Here is a 19,876-nt window from a genome sequence, read left to right on the forward strand (position 1 = left end):
TGGCAGGTTTTGGGAGAAATTCGCCGCGTTTTCGCGTTTCGGGCCGACAGGCGTGCGAATGCACGTTGCCGACCAGGCCGTATGCCGTCGGCTTGAAGCCGGATTCCCGTTTTCGCGCTCGCAAAGGAGCTCCGACGACGAATTTCTCCGAATTTCCGCCACGAAGGACGCGTCCGGCGCGCACCGTTCGCGTTCGCGATGCGCTACCATGGGGGCGTGAGCGCTGTCGGGAAGGGAGCTGCCATGCGCGTGCTCGTGTTGGGCGGGACGCAGTTCGTCGGGAGGGCGGTGACCGAGGAGCTCGTCGCGCGCGGCTGGGACGTGTCCATCCTCACGCGCGGCATCCGTCCTTCGGCGCCTGCGGGCATCAACCGCTGGTACCGCGCCGATCGGCGCGACGCGTCGGGTTGGGGCGCGCTCGCGGGCGAGCGCTTCGACGCGGTCGTCGACGTGTCCGCCTACGCGGCGGCGGACGTGGAGCCGGTGCTCGACGCGCTGCGCTTCGACGACGGCGCGCGCTACGTGCTCGTCAGCTCGGGAGCGGTGTACCGGCCGAGCGATCGACCGCTCGCCGAGAACGCGCCGACGGGCGAGAACGAGCGCTGGGGCCCGTACGGGCTGGGGAAGCTCGAAGCGGAGCGCCTGCTCGTCGATCGCCAGCCGCGCTGCGGCTACGCGCTCTCCATCGTGCGGCCTGCGTATCTGTACGGGCCCGGCAACAACCTGTTCCGCGAGGCCTACCTGTTCGACCGGCTCGAAAGGGGGTTGCCCGTGCCGGTGCCGAGCGGCGGCGCGCGAACGCAGTTCGCGCTCGTCGACGACGCGGCGCGCATGCTGGCTGCGCTTGCCGAGCCCGTCCGCTGGAGCGCCGAGGCGTTCAACTGCGCGCATCCCGAGGCGATCGGTTGGGACGCCCTCGTTCGCGCGGCCGCCCGCGCGGCGGGCGTCGAGCCGTGCATTGCGCACGTCGGCTGCTCCGACGCGCTCGAGGCGCGTTCGTTCTTCCCGTTTCGCGACTGCACGTATCTGCTCGACGTGCGCAAGGCCGCGCGGTTCGGGCTGCCGTCTCCCCAGACCGCCCTCGAGGAGGGCATGGGGCGGACGTACGCCTGGTATCGCGAGCGTCGCCCGGCCCTTTTCGACCCCAAGATGGCCCGCATCGAGGAAGCCCTGCGCCTTTCGGAGCGGTGAGGGGCTTCCTCCCAAGCGTCCCTGCGCGCCGCGTCGTCGCCGCGCTTGCGCCCGCCGCGTTTCCCGAGGCGTGTTTTCGGGGCGAAATCGGCGGGTTGCGCGGCATCCGCGCCACGGCAACGGTATCATATCCCCGTACGAGAAAACGGGGGAGCGTGAGGCTCTTTGGACACGGAAAGGTTGACTATGGCGAAACTAGCGATGACCACGCCGCTCGTGGAGATGGACGGCGACGAGATGACGCGCATCATCTGGCAGATGATCAAGGACGAGCTGCTGCTCCCGCACATCGATCTGAAGACCGAGTACTACGACCTGGGCCTCGAGCACCGCAACGCCACCGACGACCAGGTGACCGTGGACTCCGCCGAGGCCACCAAGCGCCTGGGCGTGGCCGTGAAGTGCGCCACCATCACGCCGAACGCCGCGCGCATGGACGAGTACGACCTCAAGAGCATGTGGAAGAGCCCCAACGGCACCATCCGCGCCATGCTCGACGGCACCGTGTTTCGCACGCCCATCACGGTGAAGGGCATCGAGCCCTGCGTGCGCAACTGGGTGAAGCCCATCACCATCGCGCGCCACGCCTATGGCGACGTGTACAAGAACGCCGAGCTGGTCGTGCCCGGCCCCGGCACGGTGGAGCTCGTGTACACCGCGGCCGACGGCGCCGAGACGCGCGAGCTCGTGCAGAAGTTCGACGGCCCCGGCATCGCCCAGGGCATGCACAACCTCGACGCGTCCATCGAGAGCTTCGCGCGCAGCTGCTTCGAGTACGCCCTCGACATCAAGCAGGACATCTGGTTCGCCACGAAGGACACCATCTCGAAGAAGTACGACCACCGCTTCAAGGACATCTTCCAGGAGGTCTACGACGCCGAGTACGCCGCGCGCTTCGAGGAAGCCGGCATCGAGTACTTCTACACGCTCATCGACGACGCCGTGGCGCGCGTGATGAAGGCCGACGGCGGCTTCATCTGGGCCTGCAAGAACTACGACGGCGACGTGATGAGCGATATGGTGTCCAGCGCGTTCGGATCGCTGGCCATGATGACGTCGGTGCTCGTGTCGCCGCAGGGTTATTACGAGTACGAGGCCGCGCACGGCACCGTGCAGCGCCACTACTACAAGCACCTCAAGGGCGAGGAGACGTCCACGAACTCGGTGGCCACCATCTTCGCGTGGTCGGGCGCCCTGCGCAAGCGCGGCGAGCTGGACGGCCTCGACGACCTCGTGGCGTTCGCCGACAAGCTGGAGCGCGCCACGCTCGACACCATCGAGGCCGGCGAGATGACGGGCGACCTCGCGCTCATCACCACGCTGCCGAACCCGACGAAGCTCAGCACCCGCGACTTCATCCTCGCCATCGCCAAGCGCCTGGCGGCGTAGCGCGCCTGCGGGCAAACAAAATACGGCACGCTAGCTGGGGAAGCGCGGAGGCGCTTCCCCAGCGGCGTTTTCGCGGCGCACCGGCGAAGCCCGACCGCGCCCGCCGCGCCTGCTGCGCGCGTTCGATTGACGAAACCTGCGCGAGCGTCAATCGAGGCTGACGGAGCGTCAACGGAGGGGGTATCATTGCTCGGGTTGTTTCGGGCGAGCGATGAGAGGAGCCGGCGGGCATGGGAAACGTACTGCGCGTGTTCAAGCGCGATGTGCTGCGGCTGCTCAAGGTGCCGCCGGCGCTCGTGGTGGTGGTCGCGCTGCTCGTGCTGCCGTCGGTGTACACCTGGTACAACGTCGTCGGATTCTGGAATCCCTACGACAACACGGGCAACCTGCGCGTGTGCGTGGTGAACGAGGACGCGGGCGGGTCGAGCGAGCTGACCGGCGAGCTGCGCGTGGGCGACATGATCGTGGAGGAGCTGCACGGGAACACCCAGCTCGACTGGGCGTTCGTCGACCGCGCCGCCGCCATGGACGAGCTCGACGCGGGCACGAGCTACGCCGCGTTCGTCATCCCCGAGGACTTCACCGAGCGGCTGCTGTCGCTGACCACCGGAAGCTTCGAGCAGCCCGAGCTCTCCTACTACGTGAACGAGAAGACGGGGCCCGTGGCCCCGAAGATCACCGACACGGGCGCGAGCACGCTCGACGAGACCATCAACTCCACGTTCGTCTCCACGGTGAGCGACGTCGCCGCCGACGCCGTCGACCAGGCGATCGGCGCGTCGGGCGACGCCGTGGAGGCGTCGAGGAGCAGGGCCGCTGCGAAGGTGGCGGGCGCCGTGCAGGTGGTGTCCGACGCGCGCGCCTCGCTCGGGGGCATCGTCGCGGCCACCGACGAGGCCCAGGCCAAGGTGGGCGGCTCGAAGGAGGCGCTCGGCCGCGCGCGCACCGAGATCGCCGCCGCGAGCGACGCCCTCGGCTCCATCGCGAGCATCGCCGCCCAGCTGCAAAGCGACGCGGCGGAGCTCTCGTCGGCGGCGATGCCCGCCGTGAACCGGACCGTCCGCGCCGTGTCGGAGGCGTCGGCGAAGGCGAACGGGGCCGTCGGCAGCATGGCTGCGGCGGTGGGCGAGACCCAGGCGGGCATCGGCGCGACCATCGTGCAGGGGCAGGCCGCCGTGGACGAGAGCAGGGCGCTGGCCGCCCAGGTGCGTCAGATGGCGCAAGCGCTGCCCGACGGCGACCCGGCCAAGGAGCCGCTCGTCGCCGTCGCCGACGCGCTCGAGCAGCGCGCGGACGACGCGCAGGCGACGCTCGACGGCCTCGCCGAGGCGAACGCCCAGGCGGGCGACCTCGCGCAGGAGGTTTCGCGGGCGGGAGCATCCTTCGACGCCGCGACGCAGGGGGCGGCCGGCGCCGCAGGCGCGTACGCGGACGGCCTGTTCTCCACGACGGTGCCCACGGTCAACGGCAGCCTCGCGCAGCTGAGCGCCGCGTCGGCGTCGCTGTCGGCCGCCGTGTCGAACCAGCGCCTGCTGGTCGACCAGACCGGGCTCGTGCTCGATCAGCTGGCCTCCACGCTGACCACCGCCCGCGAGGCGCTCGGCCAGACGGACGCCGTCCTGGCCGACCTCGAGCAGGGCCTCGGCACCGTGCAGACCGACGTGCTGGCGCTCGGCGAATCGGGCGCGCTCGCGCAGGCGTTCGGCGGGGGCGGCCTCGACGCGGCCAAGATCGCCGACTTCATGGGGTCGCCCACCGAGCTGGTCACCGAGCAGCTCTACGAGTTGAACGCGTACGGCTCGGCCATGGCCCCGCTGTTCATGAACCTGACGTTCTGGATCGGGGCGTTCATGCTGCTGGTCATCATGAAGCAGGAGGTGGACGGCGAGGGCGTGCGCCACCTCACCGTGACGCAGCGCTACCTCGGGCGCTTCCTGCTGCTGGCCGTGATGGCCGTGCTGCAGGCGGCGATCTGCTGCGCCGGCGTGCTGGCCATCGGGGTGCAGGCCGCCGACGCGCCCGCCCTGTTCTTCGCGGCCGCCGTGGCCTCGCTTTCCTACCTCAGCATCATCTACGCGCTGTCGGTGACGCTGCAGCACATCGGCAAGGGCATCTGCATCGTGCTCGTGTTCGCGCAGATCCCCGGCGCCACGGGGCTGTACCCCATCGAGATGACCTCGGGGTTCTTCCAGGCCGTCTACCCGTTCTTCCCCTTCACCTACGGCATCTCCGCCCTGCGCGAGGCCATCTTCGGCTTCTACGGCTCGCAGTACGCGGACGCGCTGGGCATGCTGGCGCTGTTCTTCGCGCTGTCCATGGCCTTCGGCATCCTCGTGCGGCCGCTCATGGCGAACGTCAACCGGATGGTGGCCTGCCAGGTGCGGGAGAGCGGCCTCTTCAACGGCGAGGACGTGGAGATACCCGCGCGCCCGTACCGCGCGTCGCAGCTGTTCAGGGCGCTGTCGGACAAGGAGGAGTACCGCGAGGAGCTGCGGGCGCGCACGATGCGCTTCACGCGCTGGTACCCGCGCCTCATCCGCGGGGCGGTTGCCCTCGGGCTCGCGGTGCCCGTCGCGCTCACGGTGGTGTTCGCCCTCACGCCCGCCGAGAAGGTGTGGCTGCTCACGGCGTGGCTCGGGTGGCTCGTGGCGGTGTTCGTGTTCCTCGTGGTGGTGGAGAGCCTGCGCGCGGGCCTCGCGCGCCAGATGAGGCTCGACGGCATGAGCGACGAGGGGCTGCTGCAGCTGGGCAGCGCGCGCAACCGGATGGCGCGCTCGTCCGACGACGGCGCCGACGGCGGGGCGCCGGATGCGCCCGGCGCGCCCGACGCCCGGGACGCGGAAGGGGGCGTGGCGCATGGGTAACGCGGCGCGCATCGTGCGCAGCGACTTCAAGAGCCTGTTCGCGAACGTCATGAGCACGATCATCGTCGTCGGCCTCGTGGTGATGCCGTCGATCTTCGCGTGGTACAACGTCATCGCGTGCTGGAACGTGTTCGACAACACGGGCAACCTCACCGTGGCGGTGGCGAACGTGGACGACGGCTACGAGAGCGAGCTCGTGCCCCTGCGCGTGAACGTCGGCGAGCGCGTGGTGTCGGCGCTGCGCGCCAACGACGAGATCGACTGGACGTTCACCACCGAGGAGGACGCGGTGGACGGCGCGCGCTCGGGCCGGTACTACGCGGCCGTGGTCATCCCGGAGGGCTTCAGCAAGGACATGCTGACGTTCTACTCCGACGACGTCCAGCACGCGAAGATCGTCTACTACGCCAACGAGAAGAAGAGCGCCATCGCGCCGAAGATCACCGACAAGGGTGCCGACTCGGTGTCGTACCAGGTGAACGAAGTGTTCGCCCAAACGCTGTCCGAGGTGGCGCTCGGCATCGCCGAGTCGGTGTCGAGCTTTGCCGACGAGGCCGACGCGGACGGCCGCATCGCCGCCGTGTCCGGGCAGGTGCGCGACATGGGCGCGCAGGCGGACCGCATGGCGTCGGTGCTGGAGCTGTACTCGTCGCTGGCCGGGGCGTCGCAGGCGCTCGTGAGCGACTCGGGAAAGCTCGTCGCGTCCGCGCAGGGCGCGGCCGACGACGCCGGGGCCGCGGCATCGCAGGGAACGTCGTCCGCCTCCGCCATGGTGGCGGCCGTGAAGGGGTCGGTCGACGACCTGTCGGCGGCGCTCGGCGCGAGCGACGAGGCGTTCGCGGAGGTGTCGGCGGCGTCCGGCGCGCTGTTCGACGCCGCCTCGGCGGGCGCCGAGCAGGGCGCGGCGGGCCTGCGCGGGCAGGCCGAGGCGCTCGACGCGCAGATCGCGCGGTACCGCGACCTCGTCGCCCAGCTCGAGGAGCTGCGCGGCTCGCTGCCGTCCGAAAGCCAGCCGGCGCTCGACGCCGTCGTCGCGCGGCTGAACGCCGTCGTCGGGCTCATGGAGGGCATGCGCGACAACCTGGCGGCCGCCGCCGGCAAGCTGGAGGCGGGCAACGCCGACGTGCAGGCCGAGCGCGCGGAGGTCGAGCGCCTGGCGGACGAGGCGCGGCAGGGCTCGGAGGCGCTCGCAACCTCGTTCGACAGCGGGCTGAAGCCGAGCTTGCAGCAGCTCGCGGACAGCGCGGGCGTCCTCGCGGCCGCCCTGGGCGACGGCCTGGACAGCCTGCGCGCGGCAGGGGCCGACCTGTCCGCGTCGGCCGGCTCGGCCGCCGACGTGCTGGGCGGCGCGAGGACCGAGGTGGACGCGGCGGCGCAGAAGCTGCGCGAGACGGCGCGCGAGCTGGACGCGCTGGGCTCCGCGGTGGACGAGGCTCTGGCGGCCGGCGACGCGGGCGCGCTGCGCGCGGTGCTCGGCGCCGACGCGCAGCTGCTGTCGCGGGCGCTCGCGGCGCCGGTGGGCATCGAGCGCGAGGCCGTGTTCCCGGCCGAGAACTTCGGCTCGGCCATGGCCCCGCTCTACACGACGCTTGCCCTGTTCATCGGGTCGCTCTTGATCCTCGTGGTGGTGAAGCCCACGGTGTCCGAGCGCACGCGCGAGCAGCTGGACGACCCGCAGCCCCGCCAGCTGTTCATGGGGCGCTTCGGCGTGCTGGCCTTCCTGTCGCTCGCGCAGACGACGGTGATGGGCCTCGGGAACCTGCTGTTCCTGCAGGTGCAGGTGGCCGAGCCGCTGCTGTTCATGCTGTGCTTCTGGATCGCCGGGCTCGTGTTCACGTTCCTGATCTACGCGCTGGTGGCGGCGTTCGCGAACCTCGGCAAGGCCGTGGCGGTGCTGCTGCTCATCATCCAGGTGACGGGGTGCGGCGGCTCGTTCCCGCTGCAGCTGCTGCCGCCGTTCGTGCAAGCCCTGAGCCCCTGGCTGCCCGCGACGCACGTGGTGAACGCCATGCGCGCGGCCATGTTCGGCACGTACGGGGGCGACTTCTGGACGGAGATCGGGCTGCTCCTGCTGTTCCTGATCCCCGCCGCGCTCGTCGGCCTCGTGCTGCGAGGCCCGCTTGCCAAGTTCATGACGTGGTACGTCGAGCAGGTGGAGTCCTCCAAACTTGTGGGATAATCGTGCGGAAGAGATGAGAGAGGAATTCCGCATGGCACGAACCGGCGTACCGTCGACGACGCGTCGCACGCTCCACTACTTCTGGTTGGTCACCCGAAAGCACCTCGGGCTGTTCGCCGCGCTCATGACCGCGACGTTTCTGTTCGTGGCGCTGCTGTCGTACGGCAACCCCTACGTCATGAGCCTCGTGGTGGACCGCGTGAGCGCGGGCTCGGTGGCTCCCGACGAGGTGTTCGCCGTGTTCGGGCCGTACATCGCGGCGCTCGTCCTCATCAACGTGGCCGGTCAGGCGGCCAGCAAGGTGCAGGACTACACGATGTACCGGCTGGAGATCGCCGCCTCCTACGACCTGGCCACCATGTCGTTCGACGCGCTGTCCAACCAGTCGATGTCGTTCCATTCCAACCGCTTCGGCGGCACGCTGGTCAGCCAGACCACCAAGTTCATGAGCGCCTACCAGCTGCTGCTGGAAACTCTCACGTTCCCGTTTCTGCCGGTCGTCTGCTCGGTGGTGTTCACCTGCGCCATCCTGGCGCCGCGGGTGCCGGTGTACGTGGCCATCCTCATGGTGCTGCTGGCGGTGTACGCGGGCGTGTCCTACTTCATGTACAAGCGCATCCTGCACCTCAACGAGCAGGCGGCCAGCGCGCAGAACCAGCTGTCGGGCGAGCTGTCCGACTCGGTGGCCAACATCCTGGCGGTGAAGACCTACGGGCGCGAGGACTACGAGCGCGGGCTGTTCGACCAGGCGAACCGCGAGGTGGTGGCGCGCGACTCGAAGCGCATGTGGGCGTCGCTCACGCGCGGCATCGTCACGGCGTGCATCACCATCGCCATCATGAGCGTGGTGGCCGTGTTCATCGCGGGCGGCAACGCGTGGTACGGCATCACGCCGGGCACGCTCGTGGTGATGTTCACGTACACCTACACGGTGACGAACCAGTTCAACTTCATCAACAACGGCCTGCAGCGCTTCAACCGCGCCTTCGGGGACGCCAGCGGCATGACCGTCATCCTCGACGAGCCGCGGCTCGTGGCCGACAGGCCGGGCGCGCCCGAGCTCGAGGTGCGCGAGGGCGCCATCGACTTCGAGGACATCGGCTTCTGGTACACCGACGGCGACACCCGCACGCGGGTGTTCGACGACCTCGACCTGCACATCCCCGCCGGTCAGCGCGTGGGCCTCGTGGGATCGAGCGGGGCGGGGAAGACCACGCTCACGAAGCTGCTGCTGCGCCTGTCCGACATCCAGGAGGGGCGCATCCTCGTGGACGGCCAGAACATCGCCGACACCACCCAGCAATCGCTGCGCCGCCAGATCGCCTACGTGCCGCAGGAGGCGCTGCTGTTCCACCGCTCCATCGCGGAGAACATCGCCTACGGGCGGCCCGACGCCACGATGGAGCAGATCCGCGAGGCGGCGCGCCAGGCGAACGCCTTGGAGTTCATCGAGCGGCTGCCGCAGGGCTTCGACACCGTCACGGGCGAGCGCGGCGTGAAGCTGTCGGGCGGGCAGCGCCAGCGCATCGCCATCGCGCGGGCGCTTCTGGCCGACTGCCCGGTGCTCGTGCTGGACGAGGCCACGAGCGCGCTCGACTCTGAGAGCGAGCAGCTGGTGCAGGACGCGCTGGCCACGCTCATGCGCGGGCGCACGGCCATCGTGGTGGCGCACCGCCTGTCGACGGTGGCCAGCCTCGACCGCATCGTGGTGCTCGACGGCGGCCGCGTGGTGGAGGACGGCCCGCACGCCGAGCTCATCGAGGCCGGCGGGGCCTACGCGAACCTGTGGAGCCGCCAGACGGGCGCGTACCTGGAGTAGGGGCCGCCCGGGGCGCGCTCGGGCGCCGGGGGGCGTCGCGCCCGCCCGTCCTGCGCGCCCCCGCGCCTCGGCCGCCTCGGGTCCCCGGCCGCCCGCCGCCCCGTGCCCGACCCGCGGCCGACCCGCGTCCCGCGCCCCCCTGCGCCGCTCGTCGCTCCGCGCCCTCCGCCGCGCTCCGGGCGCGCCTCCTATGCAAATTCTTACAAGTTTCTGCATAAAAGGGGTTACATATCCGGTTCGAACCGCATATACTGCGAGCAGTCCTTTAAAAGCGGTACAGAGAGACCGACAAGGTAACACCCCAAGCGTTCAGCTGAACAAGAACGCGAACGAGTCGAAGCCTTTGTCTGTCGCGGAGGCTTTTTTCATGCCCTCGCGCGGACGCCGCCAACTCGGGGGCGACGCGGACGCCCGGCCTTGCCGGAGCGGGCGCGGAACCCGGCGGTACGCAGGTCCGTCTGTACGCACTCGAACAGAAAGGGTGTGTATGAACGACGCAGCAACAGTCAAGACCGTCTGCATGGACGCGGACGAGATCGAGCGGTCGTTGACGCGCATTGCGCATCAGATCCTCGAGGCGAACAAGGGCGCGGACAACATCGCGCTCGTCGGCATCGTGACGCGCGGCGACCTGCTCGCCAAGCGCCTGGCCGAGAAGATCGAGCAGATCGAGGGTACGAAGGTGCCGCTCGGCAAGCTCGACATCAGCTTCTACCGCGACGACTTCGCGACGCATCTCGCTCCCGAGGTGCACTCCACCGACATCTTCTTCGATCTCGACGGCAAGGACATCGTCCTCGTGGACGACGTGCTGTACACGGGCCGCACCATCCGCGCCGCGCTCGACGCGCTCATGGACATCGGCCGCCCGGCCACGGTGCAGCTGGCCGTGCTGGTGGATCGCGGGCACCGTCAACTGCCCATCCGCGCCGACTTCGTGGGCAAGAACGTGCCGTCCTCGGCGGACGAGAACGTGCGCCTCTTCCTGGAGGAGACGGACGGCAAGTCCGAGGTCGAGATTCTGGAAATCGCACCGGGCTCCCGCGCGGGTTCGGCACCGCTGGGAGGTGAATAGGGCATGGCCTTCAATCACAAGCATCTGATCGATATCACGGAGTACTCTGCCGAGGATATCATGACCGTCCTCGAGACGGCCACGCGCTTCAAGGAAGTCAACGAGCGCCGCATCAAGCAGGTCCCCACGCTCAAGGGCGTCACGGTCGTGAACATGTTCAACGAGCCGTCCACCCGCACGCGCTCCTCGTTCGAGATCGCCGAGAAGCGCCTGAGCGCCAACAGCCTGAACTTCGGCGGCAGCTCCACCTCCACGGTGAAGGGCGAGAGCCTCGTGGACACGGTGGAGACGCTGTGCGCCTACAAGATCGACATGATCATCGTCCGCGACAAGCACGCGGGCGTGCCCCGCAAGATCGCCGACGTCTCCGGCGCGCACGTCATCGACGCGGGCGACGGCAAGCACCAGCACCCGACGCAGGCGCTGTTGGACCTGTACTCCATCTGGGAGGTCAAGGGCGACTTGGCCGGCCTCAAGGTGGGCGTCGTGGGCGACATCGGCCACTCCCGCGTGTGCGGCTCGCTCATCCCCGCGCTCAAGATCATGGGTTGCGAGGTGACGGTGGTTGCCCCGCCGACGCTGCTGCCGGCGCGTCCCGACATCCTCGGCGCCGACCACGTCACCACGAAGCTCGACGAGGTGCTGCCCGACCTTGACGTGGTGTACATGCTGCGCATCCAGCGCGAGCGCCTCGAAGGCGCGCCGTACCCGTCGCTGCGCGAGTACAACATGCTGTACGGTCTCACGAAGGAGCGCGAGCCCCTCATGAAGCCCGACGCCCTCATCTGCCATCCCGGCCCCATCAACCGCGGCGTCGAGCTGGACAGCTACATGGCCGACCATCCGAAGCGCTCGGTCATTCTCGATCAAGTCTACGCCGGCATCCTCACGCGCATGGCGGAAATGTATCTTCTTCTGGGAGGGAGCGAAGATGGCCTTACTGCTTAAGAACGCCCATGTGATCGACCCGCAGGTCGGTCTGAACGAAACGGCCGACATCCTCGTGCGCGACGGCAAGATCGTCGAGATCGGCCAGAACCTCGCGATGGAGAAGGGCGTCGAGCGCGACCTGGGCGGCAAGATCGTCGTCCCCGGCCTCGTGGACATCCACGTGCACCTGCGCGAGCCCGGCTACGAGACGAAGGAAGACATCGCCTCCGGCACGCGCGCCGCGGCCCACGGCGGCTTCACGGCGGTGTGCTGCATGCCGAACACGAAGCCCGTCATCGACAACGCGGTGGGCGTCGAGTACGTCAAGGCCCGCGCCGCGGCCGTCGGCAAGTGCCGCGTGCACGTGGCCGGCTCCTGCTCGCAGGGCCTTGCGGGCGACACGCTGTCCGAGATGGGCGACATGGTGGCCCACGGCGCCGTCGCCTTCACCGACGACGGCCGCGGCGTGCAGGGCGCGGGCATGATGCGCCGCGTCATGGACTACGCCGCGCAGTTCGACCGCGTGGTGATGAGCCACTGCCAGGACGAGGACCTCGTCGGCGCCGGCCAGGTGAACGAAGGCGTCGTGTCCACGCGCCTCGGGATGCTGGGCTGGCCGGCGGAGGGCGAGGAGATCCAGATCGCCCGCGACATCGCCATCTGCCGCCTCACGGGCTGCCCGCTGCACGTGCAGCACCTCACCACCGCCCGCGGGCTCGAGCTCGTGCGCGCCGCGAAAGCCGAGGGCCTGCCCGTCACCTGCGAGGTCACGCCGCACCACCTGTTCCTCACCGAGGACGCCATCGGCGACGACTACAACACCTTCCTCAAGGTGAACCCGCCGCTGCGCACGGCCGACGACGCCGCCGCGCTCGTCGAGGGCGTGAAGGACGGCACGGTGGACGCCATCGTCACCGACCACGCGCCGCACAACGACTTCGAGAAGAACGCCGAGTTCGAGCTGGCGCCCTTCGGCATGATCGGCCTGGAGACGTCGCTCGCGCTCGTCATCACGAACCTGGTCGCGCCCGGCATCATCAGCTGGGAGCGCGCCATCGAGCTCATGGCCGCGAAGCCCCGCGAGATCCTGCGCGTCGAGCGCGTGGCCCTCGAGCCGGGCGCGACGGCCGACCTCACGGTCATCGACCCGGACGCCGCCTGGACGGTGGACGCGGCCGACTTCCTCTCGAAGGCCGTGAACTCGGGCTTCATCGGCGCCGAGCTCACGGGTCGCGCCACCGACGTCTACGTGGGCGGCTACGCCACCCTCGAGGACGGCGCGATCGTCGAATAGCGCGAAAAGCGCCTCATCGCGGATACGACAGCCTGCGCCGGAACCGTCCAGCGCAGGCTGTTACGCTGTTGCGGCGTCGCTTTCCTTCTGCATCTTCTCCACGATGAGGGCGGCGTCCTTCACCTTCTCGGCGCATTTGAACGGCACGGGGCGCTCGCCCTTGAGCACGTCGAAGCACGTGACGCCGTGGTACTTCTGCTCGAACTCCCCCAAAGCCGCGCGCACCTTGCCGAACACCACCGCGCGACCCTCCAGGTCGCCGGGCACGCCGGTGCTGTACCGGTGGCTGACGATGGCGGTGGCGGAAACCATCGCCCCGCACATTTCCTGGGTGGCGGCGAACCCGCCGCCGTACCCCTCGGCCAGCTTCAAGGCCGCATCCTCGTCCAGGCCGAGCTCGTCGGCGAAGGGCACCAGCACCGATTGGGCGCACGTGCATCCTTTCGCATACAGCCTGACCGCTTCCTTCGCCTTGTCTCCCACGGGAACACCTCGCTTGGCTCGTTGCCGTCTGTGCCTCCCATGATAGGAATCGCGGCGGAAAACCGCAACAGAAACCTGGCAGAAGGATCAGCTGCGCGCACCGTGCGCACGCGACGAGCGCACGGTGCGGCGAGGACCGGCCGTCGAGCAGCAGGTAGGTGTCGGCCTTGCCGTCGGCGGAAAGCGGTTCCGCCATGGCGACGCACCACCTGCGGGTTCGCGCTGGCGCGACGGCGCTTGGGCGGCGCGGGCGGCCCCTTACGCGCGCCGGTCGCCCTCGCTCGCCGCCGGCGAGCCGTTGCGGGCGAGGAGCATGAGCTCCTGCTGCGAGTGCACGCTGCATTTCGAGAAGATGCTGCGCACGTGCGTGCTCACCGTGTTGATGGACACCACGAGCTCGTCGCGGATGAAGGGCCGGCTGCGACCGGCCAGCAGGAGGGCGGCCACGTCGGTTTCGCGGCTCGTGAGGCCGTAGGCCGTCTGAAGGGCCTGCGCTTCCTGCCGGTGCAGCAGGGCGATGCCGCCCTCGCCGCCGCCGTCGGCTGCGTCGGCGCGCATCCCGTCGCGGTCGCCGTCGCGCGCGGCGCTCGGCCGGTCGAACAGCCAGGCGGGGTTGAACCCGGTGACCATGGCGGCGAAGATCACGGCCGCCATGAGCGCGATGGACACCTCCATCATGCCGTGCGCGTCCATCGACTCCACCACGTACAGGCCGACGACGCATCCGGCGAAGATGCCGAGCCCCTCGCCGAACGCGTAGGCGCCGAGCAGCCGCAGGGCGTTGCCGTGCGAGCGATGCAGGCGCTTGCACATGCCCACCCAGCTGCCGAACTGCACGCCGAACATCCCGAGGAAGTTGATGGCGTAGGCCAGCATGCGCAGCTCGGCGTTGTCGTAGTCGGCGAAGATGGGCAGGTAGCTGAGCATGAACAGCGGCAGGCTCCACCGGTAGGCGAGCGAGATGTTCAGGTAGCGCGACATGCGCAGGCACAGCAGGAACATGGCGAGCGACAGCACGCAGGCGCACGAGAACGGCAGCAGGTAGTGGGTGAAGCGATCCCCGGTGAGGCTCGGCGTCGATATGATGCGGAAGAACGCCACCTGCACCCACGATACCGCTATGAGCGTGGCGAACGAGAGCAGGCCCTGCCGGCCGCCCTCGTCGCGTTCCGGGCGGCCTCGCCCGGCCCTCGGGGTTTCCGCGCGCTCGGCGACGTTGCTGCGCACGGCAAAGAACGTCGAAGCGGCGATCATGAGGGCGAGCGCGACGAACATGGGCACGTGACCCTGCTTCGTCAGCAGCAGCACGAAGTACAGGGCGAAGGCCAGCGTGAACGACAGCGGGATGGCGAATTCCGCGTACGCCTCGTCGTAGGAGCCGAGGCGCGCGCCCCACAGCATGATGAACAGCGCGATGGCTGCGCCGGTCAGCGCCCCGCCGAGCGGGTAGAGCTGCCAGAACAGGCCGGGGAAGTCCGCCCAGGCGGTCATGGTGACGTAGTTTCCCACGACCGCGCACGCGAGCGCGAGCGCGCCCAGGACGCGCCCTTTCAGCAGGCGGTCGGGCATCGGGACGAAGCGGGCGGCCACGATGCCGGCGATGCCTCCCAGGGCTTCGAAGAGCCCGCTCACCATCCAGACGTGCTCGAGGTTGTACACCGTCGTCACGCCGACCGGCGAGTTCTCGTAACTGGCCAAGCCGCAGCCGAACAGGCTGCAGTACACCCACGCGAGGAAGAGCGCGAATCCTAGGGTTTCGCGCAGGTATGGCGATTTGTAGCGAGCGCAGTATTCTCTCATGGTTCCTCCCGCGCACGATTATAGGGCATCGGGCGGCCGCGCCTCCCGGGGATGGAAAGCTCACCACCTCGGTTGTAATTCTCTGACCAGGCACGATGCAAAACTCACTTGATCAGGTGAGGCTCGATCGCCCGATTTTCCCGCCAAAAATCCCTCGACTAGGTGATGAAGCGCCCGCTGCGGGGGCGCTAGACTCCGCACTCGGAGAACCCCGAATGTCGAAGGAGGAGAACGAATGGGGGACATGAACATGGATCGACGCACGTTCGTCGAGGCGATGGGGGCGCTCGGCGCGCTGTCGCTCGCAGGCGCGAGCCTGGGAGCGCAGCCGGCGGTCGCCGTCGCCGCCGAAACCGCTTTCCCGGAACCCGGGACGGGCAAGCCCATCGAGGCGCGCATCGATCCCGAAACAGGGGACGTCGCCGTCAACGAGGACGTGATCGTGCGGTACTCGGGCTGCGTGGGGTGCTACAGCTCGTGCGGCAACCGCGTGAAGCTCGACCGGGCAACCGGGCGCGTGCTGGGCGTGGGCGGCAACCCGTACAACCCCGCGTGCGCGTACCCGTACCTGAACCACGAGGAGCCGCTCGAGGAGGCGTACCGCTCGATGAGCTACGCCAACGGCAAGGGCAACCTGCTGCACGGCACGGTGTGCGGGCGCGGCAACGGCACGCTCGACGCCGTCAGCCAGCCCGATCGCATCACCGTGCCGCTCAAGCGCGCCGGCAAGCGCGGCGAGGGGAAGTGGAAGCCCATCGGCTGGGACCAGCTTATCAAGGAGGTGACCGAGGGCGGCAAGCTGTTCGCCGACATCGGGGAGGATCGCGACGTCGAGGGGTTCAAGGCGCTCTGCGACGCGTCGACGCCGATGAACGCCGAGCAGCCCGATCTGGGCCCCGTGTCGAACCAGCTGGTCATGCTGGGCGGCCGAGCCGACGGGCGCGGCGCGTTCAGCAGCCGCTTCGCCGCTTCGTTCGGAACGCTCAACCAGTACGGGCACGTGTCCAGCTGCGCCGGCGCCAACGGCGCGGGCTCGCTTCTGCAGGAATCGGTCAACACCATGATGCCCGACCCTGAGGAGGCGGAGTACGCGCTGTGGTTCGGCGGGTTCCCCGGAGCGAGCGGGATCAACTTCCAAAGCTCCGCCAAGCGCACCACGAAGAACCTCGCCGCCGGCAAGCTCAAGATCGACGTCATCGACCCCACGTTGGCGAACGGCGCCGTGACGCCCACGATGCCGGGCATCAACTGGGTCCCCATCAAGCCGGCCACGAACGGCGCGTTCGCTTCGGCCCTGACGCGCAGCATCATCGACGGCAAGCGCCACAACGCCCGGTTCCTGGCGTTCCCCAACCAGGAGGCCGCCGTCGCGGGCGGGTACGCCTCGCACACCAACGCCTCCTACCTCGTCATCGTCGACGAGGGGCATCCGAACCACCGCAAGCTCATGCGCGCGGTCGATGCCGGCATCGACGCTCCCGAGGCCAAGGACAAGGCCGGCAAGCCGGTGGAGCAGTACGTCGTCGTCGACGCGGCCACCGGGGAGCCGGCCTTGCACTCCCAGTGCTCCCAGGGCGCGCTCGAGTACGAGGGCGAGGTGAACGGCGTCAAGGTGCGCACGGGCTTCCTCCTGCTCAAGGAGACGGTGAGCGCTTACACGATGGACGAGTACGCCGAAATCACGGGCGTTTCCGTCGACGAGCTCGAGCGCATCGCGAAGGAGTACGCCTCCCACGGCGTCAAGGCGTGCATCTGGGCCAACGGCGGTTCCTGCATCGCGGTCAACGGGCTGGACGCCTCCATGGGCACGGTCGTGCTGCGCGCCCTCATCGGGTCGAACCAGATGACCGGCGGCAACGTGCCGTACAGCATGACCCCCGTGGCCATGGGCAACGGCGCGCGCTACAAGCTGAACGACATCGAGGGCAAGCCGGACGTGTCGGCCAAGAACGCCACGGCCATCGCGCGCACGGGCAAGGCATGGGAGGGCACGGCCGAGTACGCCAACCGCGTCGCGGCCGGCGAGAAGGATCCCAAGCCGGCGCTGCCCTGGTACCCCAACGCGCCGCTTTCGGACGCCCAGACGCTCATGTCCATCGTCAACCGCTACCCCTACCAGGCCAAGATCCTCACCACGTGGATGAACAACGTGCTGCAGGCCACGCCGGGCGCGATGCGCGACGAGGTGATCGACCGGTTCAAGGATCCGGCGTACGTGCCCCTGCATATCGCCTGCGACCTCGTCATCGGCGAGGGCACCCAGTACGCCGACTACGTCGTGCCCGACGTCAGCCAGTACGAGAGCTTCGGCATCCCCCAGGTGGGGACCGCGTTCACGGGCTACGGCAGCACGGTGCGCTGGCAGGTGAAGGAGCCCGAGAGCATCCGGCTCGACGACGGCCGCCATGCGAGCTGGGAGGCGTTCCTGGCGGACGTGGCAAAGGCGTGCGAGCTGCCCGGTTGGGGCGAGGGCGCCATCAAGGACGTGGACGGCAAGGCGTGGCCGCTCGACGACGCGGTCGATTACTACCTGAAGGCGGTGGCGAACCTCGCGTACGGCGAGACGCCGGTCGAGGACATCGCGCCCGAGGAGGCGCGCCTGCAAGGCCTCGACGAGCTTCCGCCCGCGTTCGCCGACGCGGTGTCGGCTGAGGAGTGGCCGAAGGTGCAGAGCGTGCTCTCGCGCGGCGGGCGCTACTGGCCCATGTCGTTCATCTTCGGGGACGACGGCCGCAGCAAGTGGTACAAGGACAACTACTGCGCCTTCGTGTACAGCGAGAAGCGCGCGCTCGCGAAGAACTGCTACTCGGGCGAGCGGCTGCCCGGCACGCTGCACTACCGGCCCCAGACGTTCAGCGACCTGTCGCCCATGACCGAACGGTTCTCGATCGACGAGTTCCCGTTCACGGCTTCCGAGCACAAGCCGCGCTTCCGCTCGGTGTCGATGCTGGCGAACAGCCCTATCATGCGCGACCTGTGCGATCACAACTACATCGAGATCAACGAGGAGGACGCCGCCGCCCTCGGCATCGCCGACGGCGACGAGGTCAAGATCACGAACCCGATCGGCGACGTGAGCACGGGCGAGGCCATGGTGCGCGCCGGGCAGGTGAAGGGCGCGTTCAGCTCGTCGTTCGGCTACGGGCACCGCGCTTACGGCGCGCAGGACGTCGAGGTGGACGGAAAGCTGGCGAAGGGCAACCCCGCCATCGCCGCGGGCGTCTACGTGACGACGATGCTCGATCCCACCGTCACGGCCGACGGCGTGCTCGGCATCATCGCGGACAACGACGCCTCATGCCCCGGGCGCTCCGGCGGCATGTTCAACATCGAGAAAGCGTAAGGAGGAGCTCCCATGAGCGAACGGAGATTGGGGATGGTCGTCGACCTCGCGCTCTGCATCGGCTGCAACGCGTGCGCGGTGGCCTGCAAGCAGGAGAACGACGTGCCGCTGACGAAATTCAACACGTGGGTGGAAAGCTGGGACGTGGACGACGGAGGGCGCATTCGCCGCGCCAACCTGCCGAAGCTGTGCAACCACTGCGCGAACCCCGCGTGCGTGCACGTATGCCCGACGGGCGCCAGCTACGTGGACGCGGACGGTTCGGTGCAGGTCGATGCCGGCAAGTGCATCGGCTGCAAGTACTGCATGGCCGCCTGCCCCTTCGGCGTGCGCTACGCCAACGAGGAGACGGGCGACGTGCACAAGTGCACGTTCTGCCACCACCGCACGGCCAACGGGCTGCTGCCGGCTTGCGCCGGGACGTGCGTGACCCATGCGCGCGTGTTCGGCGATCTGAACGACCCCGACAGCGACGTCTCGAAGCGGCTGGCCGCGGCGGACGACGCGGGCGTGCTACTGGCCGACATGGGCATGAGCCCGTCGGTGCACTACCTGGGCTTGGACAAGACGATGGCGATGGAGCGCGTATCCGCCGTGCACAAGGGCGGCAACGTGAAAACGCCGTACGAGGGGAGGCTGTAATGGTGTGGGACGGTATCGTCGCCTGCGACCTGTTCTTCGCCGGGTTGGGCGCGTGGGCGTTCGTGTTCACGGTGCTGGCCGGCGGCAGGGGCGCGGCGGCGCGCAAGGTGAAGCTGATCGGCATGGGGACGGCGTTCGTCGCCGTGGCGCTCGGCGCGCTCATCCTGGCGGTGGACGCGCGGGGCGGGCTTTTGAACCCGCTGCGCTACCTCAACCTGCTGGGCAACTTCGGGTCGGTGATGACGTGGGGCGTGGTGCTGATCAGCCTGTTCCTGGCGACGGCGTTCGCCTGCCTCGTGCTGCTGGCGCGGCGCGAGGATCCGCCGCGCGCCCTCGAGCTCGTCGGGTCGGCGCTGGGCGTGGGCGTGTCGCTGTACACGGGCGTGCTGCTGAGCACCGCCCCGGCGTTCCCCCTGTGGAACATCACCGTGCTGCCGGCCGCGTTCGTGGTGTCGGCCGCTTACACGGGCTACGCGGCATACGGCCTGGCTGCGCGCTTCGCGGGCGCGGAAGGCCAGGCTGCGCCCGCGTGGATGGGCAAGGCGGGCATCGTGCTCCCCGCGGCGGAGGCGCTGCTGGTCGCCGCGCTCCTGGCCGTGGTGGCGGCGACGCAGGGCAGCGCCGCCCCGTCCGCGGCGGCTTCCGTGGCCCAGCTGCTGACGGGCGCGTACGCGGCGGCGTTCTGGGGCGGCGTCGTAGCCGTGGGATTGGCGGCGCCGTGCGCGCTCGCCGTCGTGCGCGGCAGGCGGGGCGTTGGGGCGCCCGGCTGGATGGGCCCGGTCGAATGGGCCTGCATCCTCGTCGGAGGCCTCGCGTTCCGCTACGTCGTCGTGATGGCGGCCGTGCCGCTGTTCGCCTAAGGGAAGG

Annotated in this window: 13 protein-coding genes; 11 read left to right on the forward strand and 2 right to left on the reverse strand. The window is 69.2% G+C overall.

Annotated elements, in window-relative coordinates:
- Positions 1-243: 243 nt before the first annotated feature.
- The 8 genes from H8S61_RS01215 (at position 244) to H8S61_RS01250 (ending at position 12,741) form a co-directional block, all read left to right on the forward strand.
- Positions 244-1,191, forward strand: coding sequence for an NAD-dependent epimerase/dehydratase family protein (locus H8S61_RS01215; protein ID WP_186937666.1), 948 nt, complete (start codon positions 244-246; stop codon positions 1,189-1,191).
- Between the two features lie 186 nt (positions 1,192-1,377).
- A complete protein-coding gene (locus H8S61_RS01220) occupies positions 1,378-2,580 on the forward strand; it encodes an NADP-dependent isocitrate dehydrogenase (RefSeq protein ID WP_186937667.1) in 1,203 nt (400 codons plus the stop codon).
- Positions 2,581-2,810: 230 nt separating this feature from the next.
- On the forward strand, positions 2,811-5,444 hold the full coding sequence (locus H8S61_RS01225; protein WP_186937668.1) for a YhgE/Pip domain-containing protein: 2,634 nt from the start codon (positions 2,811-2,813) through the stop codon (positions 5,442-5,444).
- Positions 5,437-7,623: a YhgE/Pip domain-containing protein gene (locus H8S61_RS01230; RefSeq protein WP_186937669.1), complete on the forward strand. Its 2,187-nt coding sequence runs from the start codon at positions 5,437-5,439 to the stop codon at positions 7,621-7,623. The genes H8S61_RS01225 and H8S61_RS01230 overlap by 8 nt, the downstream gene beginning before the upstream one ends.
- Positions 7,624-7,654: 31 nt before the next feature.
- A complete protein-coding gene (locus tag H8S61_RS01235) occupies positions 7,655-9,442 on the forward strand; it encodes an ABC transporter ATP-binding protein (protein WP_186937670.1) in 1,788 nt (595 codons plus the stop codon).
- Positions 9,443-9,929: 487 nt separating this feature from the next.
- A complete protein-coding gene (pyrR, locus tag H8S61_RS01240) occupies positions 9,930-10,517 on the forward strand; it encodes a bifunctional pyr operon transcriptional regulator/uracil phosphoribosyltransferase PyrR (protein ID WP_154331851.1) in 588 nt (195 codons plus the stop codon).
- 3 nt (positions 10,518-10,520) lie between these two features.
- Positions 10,521-11,465 carry an aspartate carbamoyltransferase catalytic subunit gene (locus H8S61_RS01245; RefSeq protein ID WP_087189704.1) on the forward strand — a complete coding sequence of 315 codons (945 nt, stop codon included), beginning with the start codon at positions 10,521-10,523 and terminating at the stop codon, positions 11,463-11,465.
- On the forward strand, positions 11,449-12,741 hold the full coding sequence (locus tag H8S61_RS01250) for a dihydroorotase (protein ID WP_154331852.1): 1,293 nt from the start codon (positions 11,449-11,451) through the stop codon (positions 12,739-12,741). Before H8S61_RS01245 ends, H8S61_RS01250 begins: the two co-directional genes overlap by 17 nt.
- 60 nt (positions 12,742-12,801) lie before the next feature.
- Here the strand turns inward: H8S61_RS01250 and H8S61_RS01255 are convergent, their stop codons facing one another.
- The gene (locus H8S61_RS01255) at positions 12,802-13,224 is read right to left on the reverse strand and encodes a C-GCAxxG-C-C family protein (RefSeq protein ID WP_160941642.1); all 423 of its coding nucleotides are present in this window, start codon (positions 13,222-13,224) and stop codon (positions 12,802-12,804) included.
- 258 nt (positions 13,225-13,482) lie between these two features.
- Positions 13,483-15,024: a helix-turn-helix transcriptional regulator gene (locus H8S61_RS01260; RefSeq protein WP_186937671.1), complete on the reverse strand. Its 1,542-nt coding sequence runs from the start codon at positions 15,022-15,024 to the stop codon at positions 13,483-13,485.
- A 235-nt stretch (positions 15,025-15,259) separates the two neighbouring features.
- Between H8S61_RS01260 and H8S61_RS01265 the strand changes: the two genes are divergently transcribed.
- The 3 genes from H8S61_RS01265 to nrfD are packed head-to-tail and all read left to right on the forward strand — an operon-like array spanning position 15,260 to position 19,869.
- Positions 15,260-18,367, forward strand: a complete 3,108-nt coding sequence (locus tag H8S61_RS01265) for a molybdopterin dinucleotide binding domain-containing protein (protein WP_186937672.1) — start codon at positions 15,260-15,262, stop codon at positions 18,365-18,367.
- A 12-nt stretch (positions 18,368-18,379) separates the two neighbouring features.
- A complete protein-coding gene (locus tag H8S61_RS01270) occupies positions 18,380-19,009 on the forward strand; it encodes a 4Fe-4S dicluster domain-containing protein (RefSeq protein WP_160941635.1) in 630 nt (209 codons plus the stop codon).
- On the forward strand, positions 19,009-19,869 hold the full coding sequence (gene nrfD, locus H8S61_RS01275) for an NrfD/PsrC family molybdoenzyme membrane anchor subunit (RefSeq protein WP_186937673.1): 861 nt from the start codon (positions 19,009-19,011) through the stop codon (positions 19,867-19,869). Before H8S61_RS01270 ends, nrfD begins: the two co-directional genes overlap by 1 nt.
- The last annotated feature ends 7 nt before the right edge of the window (positions 19,870-19,876 follow it).

Source organism: Eggerthella hominis, from assembly GCF_014287365.1.
Lineage (GTDB): Bacteria > Actinomycetota > Coriobacteriia > Coriobacteriales > Eggerthellaceae > Eggerthella > Eggerthella guodeyinii.